The 14,836-nt window shown below is 51.2% G+C and carries 11 protein-coding genes; 4 read left to right on the forward strand and 7 right to left on the reverse strand.

The annotated features are described in order from the left end of the window. Nucleotides 1–34 precede the first annotated feature (34 nt). A complete protein-coding gene (locus AC4BAN_RS14620) occupies nt 35–1,060 on the reverse strand; it encodes a YihY/virulence factor BrkB family protein (protein WP_490565150.1) in 1,026 nt (341 codons plus the stop codon). 188 nt (nt 1,061–1,248) lie between these two features. On the opposite strand from AC4BAN_RS14620, the gene gltX reads away from it, so the two are divergent. The 3 genes from gltX (at nt 1,249) to AC4BAN_RS14635 (ending at nt 4,097) form a co-directional block, all read left to right on the forward strand. Next, nucleotides 1,249–2,790: a glutamate--tRNA ligase gene (gltX, locus tag AC4BAN_RS14625; protein ID WP_490565151.1), complete on the forward strand. Its 1,542-nt coding sequence runs from the start codon at nt 1,249–1,251 to the stop codon at nt 2,788–2,790. Nucleotides 2,791–2,924: 134 nt separating this feature from the next. After that, on the forward strand, nt 2,925–3,272 hold the full coding sequence (locus tag AC4BAN_RS14630; RefSeq protein WP_490565152.1) for a hypothetical protein: 348 nt from the start codon (nt 2,925–2,927) through the stop codon (nt 3,270–3,272). Between the two features lie 57 nt (nt 3,273–3,329). Continuing rightward, nucleotides 3,330–4,097: a TIGR00266 family protein gene (locus AC4BAN_RS14635; protein ID WP_490565153.1), complete on the forward strand. Its 768-nt coding sequence runs from the start codon at nt 3,330–3,332 to the stop codon at nt 4,095–4,097. Here the strand turns inward: AC4BAN_RS14635 and AC4BAN_RS14640 are convergent. Next, nucleotides 4,087–5,616, reverse strand: a complete 1,530-nt coding sequence (locus AC4BAN_RS14640) for a GH3 auxin-responsive promoter family protein (RefSeq protein ID WP_490565154.1) — start codon at nt 5,614–5,616, stop codon at nt 4,087–4,089. The two genes, AC4BAN_RS14635 and AC4BAN_RS14640, sit on opposite strands and share 11 nt — an antisense overlap. Before the next feature lie 33 nt (nt 5,617–5,649). Continuing rightward, entirely contained in the window at nt 5,650–6,381 is a 732-nt protein-coding gene (lptB, locus tag AC4BAN_RS14645; RefSeq protein ID WP_490565155.1) for an LPS export ABC transporter ATP-binding protein, read from the reverse strand. 194 nt (nt 6,382–6,575) lie between these two features. Between lptB and AC4BAN_RS14650 the strand changes: the two genes are divergently transcribed. Further along, the gene (locus AC4BAN_RS14650) at nt 6,576–7,382 is read left to right on the forward strand and encodes a glycoside hydrolase family 25 protein (RefSeq protein WP_490565156.1); all 807 of its coding nucleotides are present in this window, start codon (nt 6,576–6,578) and stop codon (nt 7,380–7,382) included. A gap of 53 nt (nt 7,383–7,435) precedes the next feature. Here AC4BAN_RS14650 and recJ read toward each other — a convergent pair whose 3' ends face one another. The 4 genes from recJ to AC4BAN_RS14670 form a co-directional block, all read right to left on the reverse strand. Then, nucleotides 7,436–9,142, reverse strand: a complete 1,707-nt coding sequence (gene recJ / locus AC4BAN_RS14655) for a single-stranded-DNA-specific exonuclease RecJ (protein ID WP_490565157.1) — start codon at nt 9,140–9,142, stop codon at nt 7,436–7,438. A 259-nt stretch (nt 9,143–9,401) separates the two neighbouring features. Further along, nucleotides 9,402–11,219 (reverse strand): tetratricopeptide repeat protein, encoded by a 1,818-nt coding sequence (locus tag AC4BAN_RS14660; protein WP_490565158.1) that lies wholly within the window; start codon nt 11,217–11,219, stop codon nt 9,402–9,404. Between the two features lie 127 nt (nt 11,220–11,346). Continuing rightward, on the reverse strand, nt 11,347–13,458 hold the full coding sequence (locus AC4BAN_RS14665) for a peptidylprolyl isomerase (RefSeq protein WP_490565159.1): 2,112 nt from the start codon (nt 13,456–13,458) through the stop codon (nt 11,347–11,349). Between the two features lie 79 nt (nt 13,459–13,537). Further along, nucleotides 13,538–14,836 carry a hemolysin family protein gene (locus AC4BAN_RS14670; RefSeq protein ID WP_490565160.1) on the reverse strand — a complete coding sequence of 433 codons (1,299 nt, stop codon included), beginning with the start codon at nt 14,834–14,836 and terminating at the stop codon, nt 13,538–13,540.

Raw genomic sequence — 14,836 nt, forward strand, 5'->3', positions numbered from 1 at the left:
TTAAATAAAACGATTTACCCTATTATGTAACTCCTCAAATATTCTCCCCCTTCGCAGCTTCTCCCTCATCCGTAACCTCAGGCGCTTCCTCTTCTTCCAACTCCCCATATACCTCTTTCTCATGCTTGCCAGGCTCGGCATTTACGGCTGAATTACCCACCTCTACCTCCTGCCTGATCACCCGCACGGCATAATCGGCGGGATAGATGTTGAAGCCATACTTGCGGGAGTAAACAAACGTGAACACGGCTCCGAAAAAGATGATTTGGGAGGTAAAAAACACCCAGGTAAGTATAACAATGATAGAGCCCGCCGCACCATACACAGAACCCACATCATTCTTGCCCAGGTAAAAGCCTATCAAGCCCCTGAAAAGCACGAATAAAAGCGACGTAACGAAAGCGCCCACCCCCACATCCCGCCACTTTATCTTGGCATCGGGCAGAAACTTATAAACACAGGCAAACAGGAAGGACATCAGCAGGAAAGCCGACACGAAATTCGTGGCGTGCAGTACATATACTACCCAGCCGGAGAAACGCGTTGTCAAGAAGTCGCCGATAGCCACCAGAATGGTGTCCGCCATTAAGGATACCAGCAGGATGATGGCGATGATCAGGATCATGCCAAAGGAAAGGATCCTGTCGAGCACCAGCTTCAGATAACCCCGCTTCGGCACAGGCTTTACGTACCAAATCTCGTTCAGGGAGCTTTGCAGCGAGATAAAAACACCCGTTGCCGCGATAAACAAGGCAATTACGCCCACAATAGCGGCCACATTAAAATCGCCGAACTCGTTCACGTTCTCCACCATTTTCTGCACCGAGTAAGCCCCCTCCGACCCGATCATTTCCTTGATGTAAAAGTATATCTCGCCAGACACGGCCTGCTCTCCGAAGAAGTAACCGGCCGCGCTGATAATGATGATGAGCATGGGGGGCAAAGAGAAAATTGTGTAGTACGCCAGGGCCGCCCCTTTCTGGAAAGAGTTGTTATCAATAAACTCCAGGTATGCCTCCTTCAGCAATCCCCAGGCCATCTTCAGGCGGTGTCGTAGCATGTAACGATGCGTTGGTGTGGTTACTAGCAGATACGCAAATAGCTGATAATGTTTATGCTGTACGTCTGCGCCCGCAGCACGAGCCAATTCATTGCTTGTAAACAGACAGTTGCTGTAACTGTTACCGAATGGCTGGTTAATTTTGTACCTTTGTGCCTGAACTGAAATAACCGAATCAGACTAAATACATGGAAAGAGAAGTTAGAGTACGCTTTGCCCCGAGCCCGACTGGGCCTCTCCATATCGGTGGTGTGCGCACTGCCCTTTATAATTACCTGCTGGCCCGTAAAACAGGCGGCAAAATGATATTGCGCATCGAGGACACAGACCAGAACCGTTTTGTGCCCGGTGCCGAAGATTACATCCGCGAATCGCTGGAATGGGCTGGCATAGAGCTGGACGAGAGCCCCTGGAAAGGCGGCCCTTATGCGCCTTACCGCCAGTCTGAGCGCAAGCCCATGTACATGCAGTATGCCTTGCAGCTGATAGAGGCCGGACACGCCTACTACGCCTTCGATACGGCCGAGGAACTGGAGGAGATGCGTGAACGCCTGAAAGCGGCTAAGGTTGCCACACCGCAGTACAATGCCATTACCAGGGCCACCATGAAAAACTCGCTTACCCTGCCTGAGGATGAGGTGAAGAAGCGCCTGGAGTCCGGCGACCCGTATGTGATCCGTTTGAAGGTTCCCCGCAAAGAGGAAGTACGCCTGAAAGACATGATCCGGGGTTGGGTAATGGTGCACTCCTCTGCCATAGATGATAAAGTGCTGATGAAATCGGATGGCATGCCGACCTACCACCTGGCCAACATTGTGGATGACCACCTGATGGAGATCACCCACGTGATCCGGGGGGAGGAATGGTTGCCTTCTGCGCCGTTGCACGTGCTGTTGTACCGCTACCTGGGCTGGGAAGATACCATGCCTGAGTTTGCGCACCTGCCCCTGTTGCTGAAGCCTGATGGCAATGGCAAGCTGAGCAAGCGTGACGGCGATAAGCTGGGTTTCCCGGTATTCCCGCTGCACTGGACCGACCCAAACACAGGCGAGGTTTCATCGGGTTACCGTGAGGCGGGTTACCTGCCAGAGGCCTTTACCAATTTCCTGGCCTTTTTGGGCTGGAACCCGGGCACACAGCAAGAGCTTTTCACAATGGACGAGCTTATCGAGGAGTTTTCGGTAGAGCGCATTGGCAAGTCCGGCACCCGCTTCGATATTCAAAAAGCCCGTTGGTTTAACGAGCAGTACCTGCGCGCCAAGCCGGACAGTGAGCTGGCCGGATATCTAATCAAAGCACTGGAGGAGCACAACCTGACCACTACGCAAGAGAAAGCGGAGAAAATTGCCGGACTGATGAAGGAGCGCGTGAGCTTTCCGCAGGAATTCTGGAAAGAAGCCGAGTACTTTTTTGTGGCACCCGCCAAGTATAGCGAAACAGTGGCCGCTAAAAAATGGAACAGCCAGTCGGTTGCCGTTTTCGAAGACTTTAAAAATGAGTTGCCCGCCCTGGCAAGTTTTAACGCAGACAGCGTAAAGGACTTGCTGGTGTCAGTTTTAGAACGCCACGGCATGAAGCTCGGCCAGGTGATGCAGGCCCTGCGGTTAGCCGTAACAGGCGCCGAAGCGGGCCCCGACCTGATGCACATCATCGAGGTGATCGGCCAGCAGGAGACGGCTGACCGCATCGAAACGGCTATCGCCAGACTCAACCAGTACGCTACTGCTTAAACAGCAACGCTTTTCGTAGCAAAGTATAGAAGGCTAACCATTACGGTTGGCCTTTTTTTATGCACACTTTTACCTCTATCGCAACCAATTAGGCCAATATGCTTATACATCAGAAGGTATCAACACAGAAAGTTATGGCCAAGAATAAGAAAGAAGGTAAAAGCAGCAAGAAAAAATCGCGGGTGCACAAAGACCTCGAGGGCTTTGAGATAAAAGTAAATGAGCACGGCGAGATCATCTCAAACTATAGCATTGATAAGATAAATGATTTCCTCAACAGCAACGTGGAAGATAAAAAACTGGTAAAGCGCGATGCCGCCGAAAAGGCCAAGCGCGAAGAGGAAGAGTTTCATGTGCAGGAAAGCGAGGAGCAGGAGGAGACTGACGAGGACTTTGTGCGCAACACCACCAAGACCTCTGACGAGGAAGATGAGGAAAATCTGCCAAAAGCCAACCGCAAAAAAAAGAAAGAGGACGACTAAGAATAACGGAATGTCTGAAAATGTGGCTCAAAGCAGTCCGCGCTAAACCTTCCCATTATGCATAACTCACACGAGATTGACTATAAGATCTTTGGTAACGACATACAGGTGCTCGAGATCGAACTTGACCCCAACGAAACGGTAATTGCCGAGGCCGGTGCCATGGTGTACATGGAGGAAGGGATTGACTTCCAGGCAAAAATGGGCGATGGCTCGAACCCAAGCCAGGGCTTCTTCGGAAAAATGCTGTCGGCGGGTAGCCGCCTGATCACAGGCGAGTCGCTGTTTATGACGCACTTTACGCACCGGGGCCAGGGCAAAAGCAGGGTTGCCTTTTCGGCACCCTATCCAGGATCCATACTTCCGATAGACCTTAGCACCACCCGCAACAACACCCTGATCGCTCAGAAAGATGCTTTTCTGGCGGCTGCACTCGGCACAAAGCTAAGCATACACTTTAACCAGCGCCTGGGGGCCGGCTTTTTCGGGGGCGAGGGTTTTATACTGCAGCGCATGCAGGGCAATGGCAGAGCCTTTATACACGCCGGCGGCACCGTGGTGGAGAAGCAGCTAAACAATGAGACGCTGCGCGTAGACACGGGTTGCGTGGTGGCTTTTGAGGAAGGCGTTGACTTTAGCGTGCAGCGCGCCGGCGGTTTAAAGTCTATGATATTCGGCGGCGAAGGTATTTTCCTGGCCACTTTGCGGGGCACCGGCCGGGTCTGGATACAATCGATGCCGGTAAAGAAACTGATCGAAGCCCTTATGCCACGTGGTGAGAACAGCAACAAGGAGGGCGGCATGTTCAGCAGCCTTATGGAGTAGGCTGCATACTGTTTACTGCCATTACTTCCTCCAGGTATTCGCGGGAATTGCTTAAACGCGGCACCTTGTTTTGCCCGCCCAGTTTACCTTTGCTGCGCAGCCATTGTATAAAGGCATTTGCTGGGGCAATGTGTACGATGGGCGCCTGCAGGGCAATATCGTTCTGGCGCTTGGCGTCATAGTCAGAGTTTATCTCGCGTAGTGTCTCGTCCAGTACTTGGGTAAACAAGCGCAGGTCCTGTGGTTTTTTCTCAAATTCTATCAGCCACTCGTGGCCGCCGCGCTTGCCACCTCCCATATAGATAGGGGCGGCTGTAAAGTTCAGGATAACGGCGTCAGTCGCCTGGCAGGCTTTGGTAATGGCGCTCTCAGCGTTCTCCACGATTACCTCTTCGCCAAATGCATTCATAAAATGCTTGGTACGGCCTGATATCCTGATCCTGTACGGGCTTATACTTGTAAAGCGAACAGTGTCGCCAATCTTATACCGCCACAAACCGGCGTTGGTGGAGATCAGCAGGGCGTAATTCTTTCCTACCTCCACCTGGTCAAGGGTCAGTGTCTTGGGCTCCTCCTCCTCAAACTGGTCCATGGGTATAAACTCATAGAACACGCCATAGTCCAGCATCAGCAGCATCTCATCTGGCTGGCATTCCTGATCCTGAATCCCAAAAAAACCCTCGGAGGCATTGTATACCTCCAGGTAATTCATTTTATCAGAGGGGATGATATCAGCGAAAAGCTTGCGGTAGGGCCCAAAGGCCACGGCGCCATGCGTGAACAGCTCCAGGTTAGGCCACACGTCCAAAATATTGTTTTTGCCTGTTACCGCCAGGATGCGCTTTAACAGGATATAGGTCCAGGTGGGTACGCCGCTCAGGCTGGTCACGTTCTCTGGCACCGTTACTTCCACCATTTTCTCGATCTTCTCCTCCCACTTATCCATCAAGGCTATTTTAAGAGGGGGCGTGCGGATGGCCTCGGCCCAGATGGGCAGGTTTTGCATGATCACCGCCGACACATCGCCACAGGACATTTTCGGGTTGAACTCGCTGGGCTGGTGGCTGCCCCCGATGGAGAGGCCCTTGCCGGTAAACAGCCTGGTATCCGGGTGTATGTTCACGTAAAGCGAAAGCATGTCTTTGCCGCCTTTGTAGTGGCAGTCTTCCAACGACTCCGGGCTAACCGGAATGTATTTGCTACGGGCATTGGTGGTGCCCGACGATTTAGCGAACCATTCTATTTTGCTAGGCCACAGCAGGTTTTGCTCCCCCTTCATCACCCGCTCGATGTAAGGGTAAAGCTGCTCGTAGGTGCTGATGGGGACACGCTCCCGGAATTCATTTACCGATAAGTTATCGCCGTACCCGTGCGTTTTACCCCACTCAGTATGCTTGGCCGTGCTGATCAGGTTCTGAAAAAGCTCCTGCTGCACATCATGGGGATACTTCCGGAACAGATCAATGTCATGGATCCGCTTTTTCATCACCCACGTCACTATCGAATTTATGATCTCCAAAGCTGGATTGTTATGGTGGTAAATAGATAACTGCTAAACCTTACGCTTCAGCTCAAAATGTTTGCCCAGGTACACGCGGCGCACCTGCTCGTCAGCGGCCAGCTCTTCGGCGGTGCCGGCCTTCAGTATCTTACCCTCAAAGAGCAGATAGGCGCGGTCAGTGATGGAAAGCGTTTCGTTTACGTTGTGGTCGGTGATCAGAATACCGATGTTCTTGCTCTTTAACTTGGCAACTATGCTTTGGATCTCCTCCACAGCGATGGGGTCTACGCCGGCAAAAGGCTCGTCGAGCAACACAAACTTAGGGTCAACGGCCAGGGCGCGGGCTATTTCGGTACGGCGGCGCTCCCCACCCGACAGTACGATGCCCTTGTTTTTCCGCACGTGGGTCAGGGAGAACTCTTCCAGCAGCTCCTCTACTTTCTCGCGTTGCGCCTGCTTTGGCATGTCGGTCATCTCCAGCACCGACAGAATGTTCTCTTCCACGGAGAGCTGCCGGAACACCGAGGGCTCCTGGGCCAGGTAACCGACACCTCGTTTCGCCCGCTTGTACATCGGCAGACTGGTTATATCCTCCTTGTCCAGGAAAATTTTACCCCTGTTAGGCTTCACCAACCCCACGATCATGTAAAAGGAAGTTGTTTTGCCGGCCCCGTTCGGCCCAAGCAAACCCACTATCTCACCTTGGTTTACCTCCACACTCACATCATCTACAACGGTGCGTGCTTTATACTTTTTAATCAGGTTTTCTGCTCTCAGTATCATCGCTGCTAAATTACGCATAAAGCCCACACCCTGCAACGTGTAGCCGCTACCTGCGCGATTAAGTTAGAGACGTTTATATTAGATTTTTGCTATTAAAACTTAATCAACAATATGTATAAACCTTATGGTGCGCTATTGTGTAAATCAATATAAGTATATAATTTGATACCACGCTTACAACTAGTTTCAACTTTATGCCATTTACTTTACTTATTTCCGCCGGTCAGAAACTGGCAATTACCGGATTCCTGGTAATTGCCGGCTATGCGGGCTTTACTACCGACACCCCCAACCCATCTGAAAACAACGAGCCGAAAATTGCCACTGCCAGCAACAACACCTCTATTAAAGGGATTGACGTATCGAGGTGGCAGAAAGAGGTAGACTGGTCTTTGGTGAAAGAGGCTGATATCTCCTTTGCTTTCGTGAAAGCAACTCAAGGCGATTACAGGCTGGACCCCTTTTTTGAGCGTAACTGGGCAGAATCTAAAAGACACGGTGTAAAGCGTGGCGCCTATCATTTCTTTAAGCCTGAAGCGCCAATTCAGGGGCAAATAGACATCTTTATCAATACCGTAGTAATGGAACCCGGCGACCTGCCGCCCGTGCTGGACGTGGAGGTATCGGACCCCAAGGTGAGTGCCGAAGTGCTTCGGAAAGGTATTAAAACGTGGTTAGAGGCTGTAACGGTGCATTATGGCGTGCGGCCCATTATTTACACCAGCCAAAACTACTACCGCCGCTATTTGCTGGGGCATTTCCCGGAGTATCATTTCTGGATCGCGCGTTACAGCCCGGTAATGCCCGAGGTGCACCACACCGACAGTTGGATGTTCTGGCAGGCCACCGACAGGGGCAGCATCAGTGGCATAAACGCCGCCGTGGACATCAACTTTTTTGCAGGCGACTTTGAAACCCTGGCCCAGCTTTGCCTGCCGGTTAAAACAAATCCATTGGATAGTCCTTTACAGCAATTAAAGCACATGTATCCCCGCCCTTAACAAACTATAACCCTACCCTACTTATAAGAAAGGCTCCTTTAAAGGAGCCTTTCTTATTTAAAACGAATGTCTTTTATCCGCAGCTGCAGCGAGATGATGTCACGGTATATATTTTCTTCAATGGTGTAGCAGACGTTAAAGGGCACTCCCTTTGTTATGAGCGGATAATAATCACTCAGGCCGAAACCGATGGCATCCATGGCGTGGACCCCGTCCTGGGTTAGGCGCAGCTTCAGGTGCGACTCCCCGACTACGCGCACGCTGCCGGTATCATACACCCCTTCCGACATAAACACAGGCTTCGGGTTGCCAGGACCAAAAGGCTCCATCTGCCGCAAAATGTTAAAGAAGTTTCGCGTGATTTGCTTCAGCTCAATTTTTGCGTCGATCGCTATCTGCGGTATCTTTTGCTCATCGGTAATGGTGCTGGCCACCACCTCTTCGAACCGCTGCCTAAAGGCCGGGATGTTCTCTACTGGCAGGGTAAGGCCCGCCGCATACATGTGGCCCCCAAACTGCTCCAGCAGGTCCGCGCAGCTCTCGATGGCGCTGTGCACGTTAAAGCCATGCACAGAGCGGGCCGAGCCGGAAGCCTTGCCATTGGATTCGGTCAGGATAATGGTGGGGCGGTAATACTTCTCGATGCAGCGGGAGGCCACAATGCCGATCACGCCTTTGTGCCAGGTATCCTTAAATAGAACCGTGGAGGTGGCGTCGCGCAGAAAATCATCCTCCTCTATCATCTGCAGCGCCTCGCGGGTAATGTTGCTGTCTTTATCGCGGCGTGCTTTGTTGGACTCGTTAATGAGATCGGCCATTTTAAAGGCCTCCTCCTTGGTTTTGGCCAACAGCATCTTCACAGCATTCTTGGCATCCCCCATTCTTCCGGCGGCGTTTATGCGTGGCGCAAAGCCAAACACAATGCTTGTGATGTCCATTTCACCGGTGGTACCGGCCAGTTCTCTAAGCGCCTCCAGGCCGGGCCGCATGGGCTGTGGCCCGTTGATGAACTGCAGTCCGAAATAAGCCAGTATGCGGTTCTCTCCTGTAATAGGCACAATATCCGACGCGATGCTGACCACCAGCAGGTCCAGCATCTTAAAAGCCTCGCCCTGGTCTATATCGTTCTGGATACAAAATGCCTGCAACAGCTTAAAGCCAACGCCACACCCGGATAGCTCCTTGTATGGATAGGGACAATCCACCTGTTTTGGATCAAGCACGGCAATCGCATCCGGAATGTCCTCGTCAGGCAGGTGATGGTCGCAGATAATGAAATCGACGCCCCGCGCTGAGGCATAGGCGATCTTATCCGCTGATTTTATGCCGCAGTCCAGGCAGATGATCAGGGTAAAGCCATTGTCCGCAGCCCAGTCTATGCCCTGCTGCGATACCCCGTAGCCTTCTTTATACCTATCCGGAATGTAGAAGTCGAGCTGGTGCGTATAATTGCGCAGGAAACCATACATGAGGGCCACAGAGGTGGTGCCATCCACGTCGTAATCGCCATACACCAGTATCTTTTCCTGCTTGTGCAGGGCCTCATTTATCCGGTCCACGGCCTTGTCCATACCCTTCATCAGGAAAGGATCGAGCAGGTGGTCCAGGGAGGGGCGGAAGTAGTTTTTAGTTTCCTCGAACGTGCACAGGTGGCGCTGGCAAAGTATATCGGCAAGTGTCGGACTTATCTTGAGGCTTTGCGCCAGGCGCTCCACCTTGTCGGCTGGCGCCTCCTGAACATATACCCACCTTTTATCCATGTTGCCTGTGCTATGCTTCTTTAAATTGAGGTGTAAAGGTAGCTAATTTTAAGGGGATTCCAGGGGTGCTCAGGCTGCCGGGGCACCCGCTGTTTTTAAAAATCGCTATCTTTGCAGTAGTAGAAGAACAGGATAAACCGTGAAACGATTCAGAGATTTTTTTGAAAAGTATAAAAACTATTCCCTCGACGTGGTGATGTATGGTTTCTTCATCCTGTTTATACTGGTCCTGGTGATCTTCTTCGGCGATTAACCGGCCTTAGTTCACCTGATCTCCCCGCAGCTTCCGGAAACGCTTCCGCGCCTCCGCCACGTAAATGCTCCCTTTGTGTTTTATCAGCAAGTCGTTGTAGAGCTGTTGGGCCCGCTGTTTGTCATGCAAATTCTCCTCGTAGATATAGGCCATGCGGTACAGGGCATCGTCGCTTAGGATATCGTACTGCGGGTTGCTCACAATCTTTTGCAGGTTCTCAACGGCCTTCTCGAAATTGCCCATGCGTTCGTAAATACTAGCCTTCTGAAAGTATATCTCGTCTGTCAGGCTGTGGCCCGGGAACTTCAGGAGCATCGCATCCAGGGCTGCCAGGGCTTCCTGCAGCTTGTTCTGGAATATCAACAGGTCTATTGCCGCATACGCCTCCATGGCGGTGGTGGAGCTATCCAGGCCCGTGTTATCGGTAATCAGCAGGCTCAGGTCCATGGCATCGTTAGCAATTTCGCGGCTGGTGGCCAGTTTCAGAATATCCAGGTGTGCCTGGGCCAACTCGAAGTCGCCTTTATAGTAGTTCAGTCTGGCGTTTCGGAGCTTCGCCTCGTAACCAATGGGCGTATCTTTATGCGTTTTCTCAACCTGAGAGTAAAGCAGGGTGCTCTCCCATGGCTCATTCTTGAGCAGGTATATATCGCCCAGGGTAAGTTTGCTGTCCGCTACCAGGTCGGGGTTGGCGCGGGGCATGTCAATGGTCTCCTGCAGCAGCGCAATGGCTTTATCTTTGTCATCCAGGTAAAAAGCATACAGCGAGGCCATATGCTGCAGCACCTCCGCCGTTTGCGCCGACTTGCCCACCTCTTGCAGCAGTGCCTCGTAATCGACTACCAGCGCACGAATATTGTCTTTGTTTACCGGAAAAGTATGTTGCACCTGCTCCTCCCGGGCATTAATGAGCCGCTGCCTGGCAATCAGGTAATAAGGGCCTTTGGGGTATTCCTTCACAATGTATTCAAAAGCCTCAATCGCACCCTGGTAATCGTTGTTCATCAGGCTGATGGTGCCCAGTTCCATTACCCGGACGCCGCCGGTTCGGGTACGTTTGTCTACCGCACGGGCCTGCAGCAGGGCATTGTAAAAATCGCGCCGTTGAATATATTGCCAGATCAGCAGTTCGTTAAAGGCCAGGTTATCCGGATTTTGCTGCACCCGCAGGATGAGTTCTTTCTCCAGCAGGTCGAGGGCTTTTTCTTCCTGCATGCTGTTCTGCAGCATATTTTGCACATACCCCAGCTCCTGGTTATCTGTCTGCAACAGGTTCAGTATTTCAGGGATAAGCATGTTAGTTTTCTGGCGATAGGCATACAGCGCAATCAGCGGCCGGTTATACTCCTGGGGGTTCCCGCTTAGCGTTCGGCCTTTCAAGTAAGCTTTCTCGGCATCATCATAGCGCTCATGCTGCAAAAAAGCGTTTGCCACCGCTATTACCTCTGCGGGCTTCATTTGCTCCAACAGTTTATCATACAGCTTTGCCGCTGCCTCTTTATCGCCTGCGGCCAGGTAAACCTCACCCAGGTCTACCTGGAAATTCGGAATTGCAGGGTACTTTTTAACTGTCCTCTTTACAAGTTTCTCTGCCTCTTTATACTTCCGTTGCACTAACAGTATTTTCAGGTAATCCGGGTATACCACCTGGAACAGCCTGGGCTCGTCGATCATTTTGGCATACAACTCCTCGGCTTTGCTATAATCGCCTTTGCTGTAGTAGGTGCGGGCCAGTTCCAGTTCCTGCCCCTGTGCCATTGCCCGGGGGGCCTGGAAAAGCAGCAGGAATAAGATCAACAGCGGGAGGAGCGATTTTCTTGTCATCGTGTTTAAAACGGAATTTATACTTAGGATGGTATATACCGGCGAAGCTACCTGAATATACGCTTAAAAAATAAAAGAGCCGCTCTAAAACAGAGCGGCTCTTTTATTTTAAGAAGTTTAGGGCAGGCTAGAAGAATCTTACACGGTTGTCTTTGATCTCTGCCTTGGCTTTAATGGCCTCGAAGGCCTTGTTTTCTATACTTCCGGCAGCGGTGTTGCGTATTTGTTCTTTTACGCTTGCTAAGTCGCTGCTTTCCGGCGCCTTGTTTACGCTCAACAGCTCTACCATCAGCACGCCGTTCAAGCCCTCAAAAGGCGCTGAGGTTACGCCAGGTTTCATCCCGAAGGCTTTGCCAACGGCCACTGGCTCAATGCCAAACCCTGGAAGTGAAGAAGAAGCCAGGGTGACGTTATCAGCAGTTTTAACCATGGCGTTCGGTCCGTAGCTGGCCGCAATCTGCTCCAAAGCACCTTTCTGGCCCTTCAGCTTCTCGATGATCTGCTTGGCTTTAACTTCATTGCGAACAGAGGCTGTCAGTTCATCCTTTATGTCTTCTACTTTGGCGTAGCCTTTCTCGCGCTTGCCTGTAAGGGTGGCAACCACAAACTGATCTTCTATCTCGAAAACAGGAGAAACATCGCCTACTTCGGCATCTTTAGAATAGGCCCAACGAACCAGCTCACGCGCATTGTTCAGGTTGTTTACCAGGATGTTGTTTTTGCCGATGTTAACGGCCTCCTCTTTCACCAGGGATTTATTCTTGGCTACGTTCTCATTGAACTCCTGCGTGCTTCCACTGGTGCCAGAAAGTTCATCAGCAACAGCATAAGCGGCATCGCGGGTAGATTCGCTTGGCTCGATGGAGCGCTGCAGGGTGGCGATCTGGAACTGTTGCTTCGTTTTAGGCTCTGTCACTTTTACAATGTGGTAACCATACTCGGTTTCTACCAGGTTAGGCAATAGGCCCGTACCCGAAGAGCCAAAAATAGCTTTCTCAAACGGGGCTACCATTTGCCCCTCAGGGAACCAACCCAGGTCTCCGCCCACAGAGGCTGTCCCGTCGGTACCGTACTGCGTGGCCATCTGGGCAAAGTCAGCACCGCCTTTAATCTGGTTCAGCACATCCTGTGCCTTCTCTTTTGCAGCTGCTTTTGCTTCCGGGGTATCGTTTTCCGGTCTGATCAGGATATGGCTTGCTCTGGCGGCGTTTACATCGCCTTCTCTGGCATCCATAACTTTGTATAGCGCCATGGTACCTTGGTTGTTGTAAGGTCCGTACACTTTGCCTTTTTGCAACGGCATTTGCTTGCGCAGTTCTTCAGGCAGTTCGCCCGGGTTCTGGTAGCTGCCGTTAAATGGCGCATCGGAGTTGGCGTAAACGAAAGCAGAGTCGTTTGTGGCGGCAGCAAACTGCTGGGCAAGCTTCGACACTTCTTCTTTGTAATATGTGCTGTCGTCGGAGGAAGCACTAACCGGGATGGTGACAAACTCAAGTGAGCGCCCTTCCTCTACCTTATACAGCTCTTTGTTGCGCTCAAAATAATCTTTAAGCTGTGCATCTGTCACCTTTACCGTGGTGTCTGCAACGGTTGCGTAAGGTACAAACAGTACTTTCAGGCTTGCCGTTGAGTTCTGCGCATTGTAAAAATGCTTGGCCTCTGCGGTGGTAACGTACACTGACTTCGAAAGCAAGTTGGCAAATTTTGTTTGAATACGGTCTGCCACCACGCCTTGTTGAAAGTTTGCCCACATCGGACGCGCCTCAGGGCCCATCTGGTCTAGGTTTTGCAAGTATTGGATCACCTGATTGCGGTCAAACTCTCCTGTCTGGGGGTTTACAAAAGCCTGTTTAACGGCCGGGTGGATGTTGTTACCCTGCACCATGTCAACCAGTTCTTCTTCCGTAACCGTTATACCCAGCCGATCATACTCCTTTTGCAGGGCTATCTTAAATATAAGCTGGTTCCAGGCCTGCTCACGCAGCATGGCTAGTTCGCCTTCTGTCGCGGCCCGGCCTACCTGATTCTCATAATTTGTTTTTATCTGCTGAAAGGAAGCGTCAAATTCCTCATACCCGATCTCTTTGCCGCCTATTTCGCCGATAACGTTTGCATCGTTACCCATCAGCCTGGAGTTAGGACCCAGAAGGTCTCCGCCTACCACAAATATGCCAAGTCCTATGGCAATGGCGCCTACAGCCCAACCAGACTTCTCTCTAATCTTGTTAATTAATGCCATTCTTTGTTTAACTTATAAAAGGATTGTGCAAAATAAGGTTAATCGCGCTAAAATTCAAAATTTTGTGTGCTCCTGTTTTTTATTCTGCATCTGCTTGATTCTCTGTTTTTTTAACCAGCTTCACGGCGTTGATGCGGTTATCGTCCATAGAAAGGACTGTAATGTGAAAAGGAGCCACTTCTACCTCGTCGCCAGGGGTCGGAATTTCACCGAAAACAGAGAAAATAAGTCCTCCGAGTGTTTCATAATCCCCTTCAGGCATATTTAACTCGTACTTCTCATTCAGGTAATCAATCTCATGCCTGCCACTGAGCAGGTAAATCCCTTTCTCTGGAATCACCTGTTCCAGCAGTGCCTCATTGACGTCGAACTCATCCTCGATCTCACCGAATATCTCCTCAATCACATCCTCTACCGTAACGATGCCGGAAGTACCGCCAAACTCGTCCACTACCACAGCCACGCTCCGGTGTTCTGACACAAACTTCACAAACAGCTCGCTGGCTAGCATACTCTCCGGCACCAGGCTAACCAACGACACGATCTCTGACACGCTTTCGGGCTGCTTAAACATGTCTAACTGATGGCAATACCCGATGATGTTATCTATCGTATTCTCGTACACCAATATCTTTGAATGCCCTGTCTGAACGAACTTCTGACGGAGAGCCTCTATAGTTTCAGTCACTTCCACGGCTTCTATCTCGGTACGCGGCACCATGCACTCCCGCACCTTCACAGTTTTAAACTCCAGGGCGTTCTGGAATATTTGCTGGTCTACCTCAGGCGCATTCTCCTGGTCTGGGTGATACTGGTGATTTTTGATGTAGGCGTTCAGATCCGTAAACCCGAAAACAGGCTTTTCTTCCGAGAAGGCTATCTTAAAAACTTTTTCCGCCATCCATTTGCTCAGGCGCACGATCAGGTAAACTACCGGGTAGAGCAGGTAATAGAATACCAGGATGGGCACCGCTAAAACCTGTAGCATGCGGTTCGGGTTAATGGCGAACAGACTTCGCGGCAGGAACTCAGCCGTGAGCAGCACCACCACCGATGCAATGATAACCTGCAAGACCACGATCAACGCACCGATTTGCATCGGGGCAGGCAGGTACAGATGCAAAAGCACATTCAGGATTCCGGCAATTGCAAAACCATACAGCACCAGTGCCATTGTATTGCCAATCAGCGTGGTGCCTAAAAGGCGCGAGGGCCGCTGCAGCAAATACCAGAGTATACGTCCGGATAACACGCCGTTCTTTTCGCTGAGCTCTATCTGAATTTTGCTGGCGGCCACAAACGCCATCTCGATGCCTGAGAAAAAGGCGGAGAACAGCAAGGCTGCCAAAAGTAGTATGATCTGACTGGGGTCTATCAT

This window comes from Pontibacter sp. GD13, assembly GCF_058216355.1.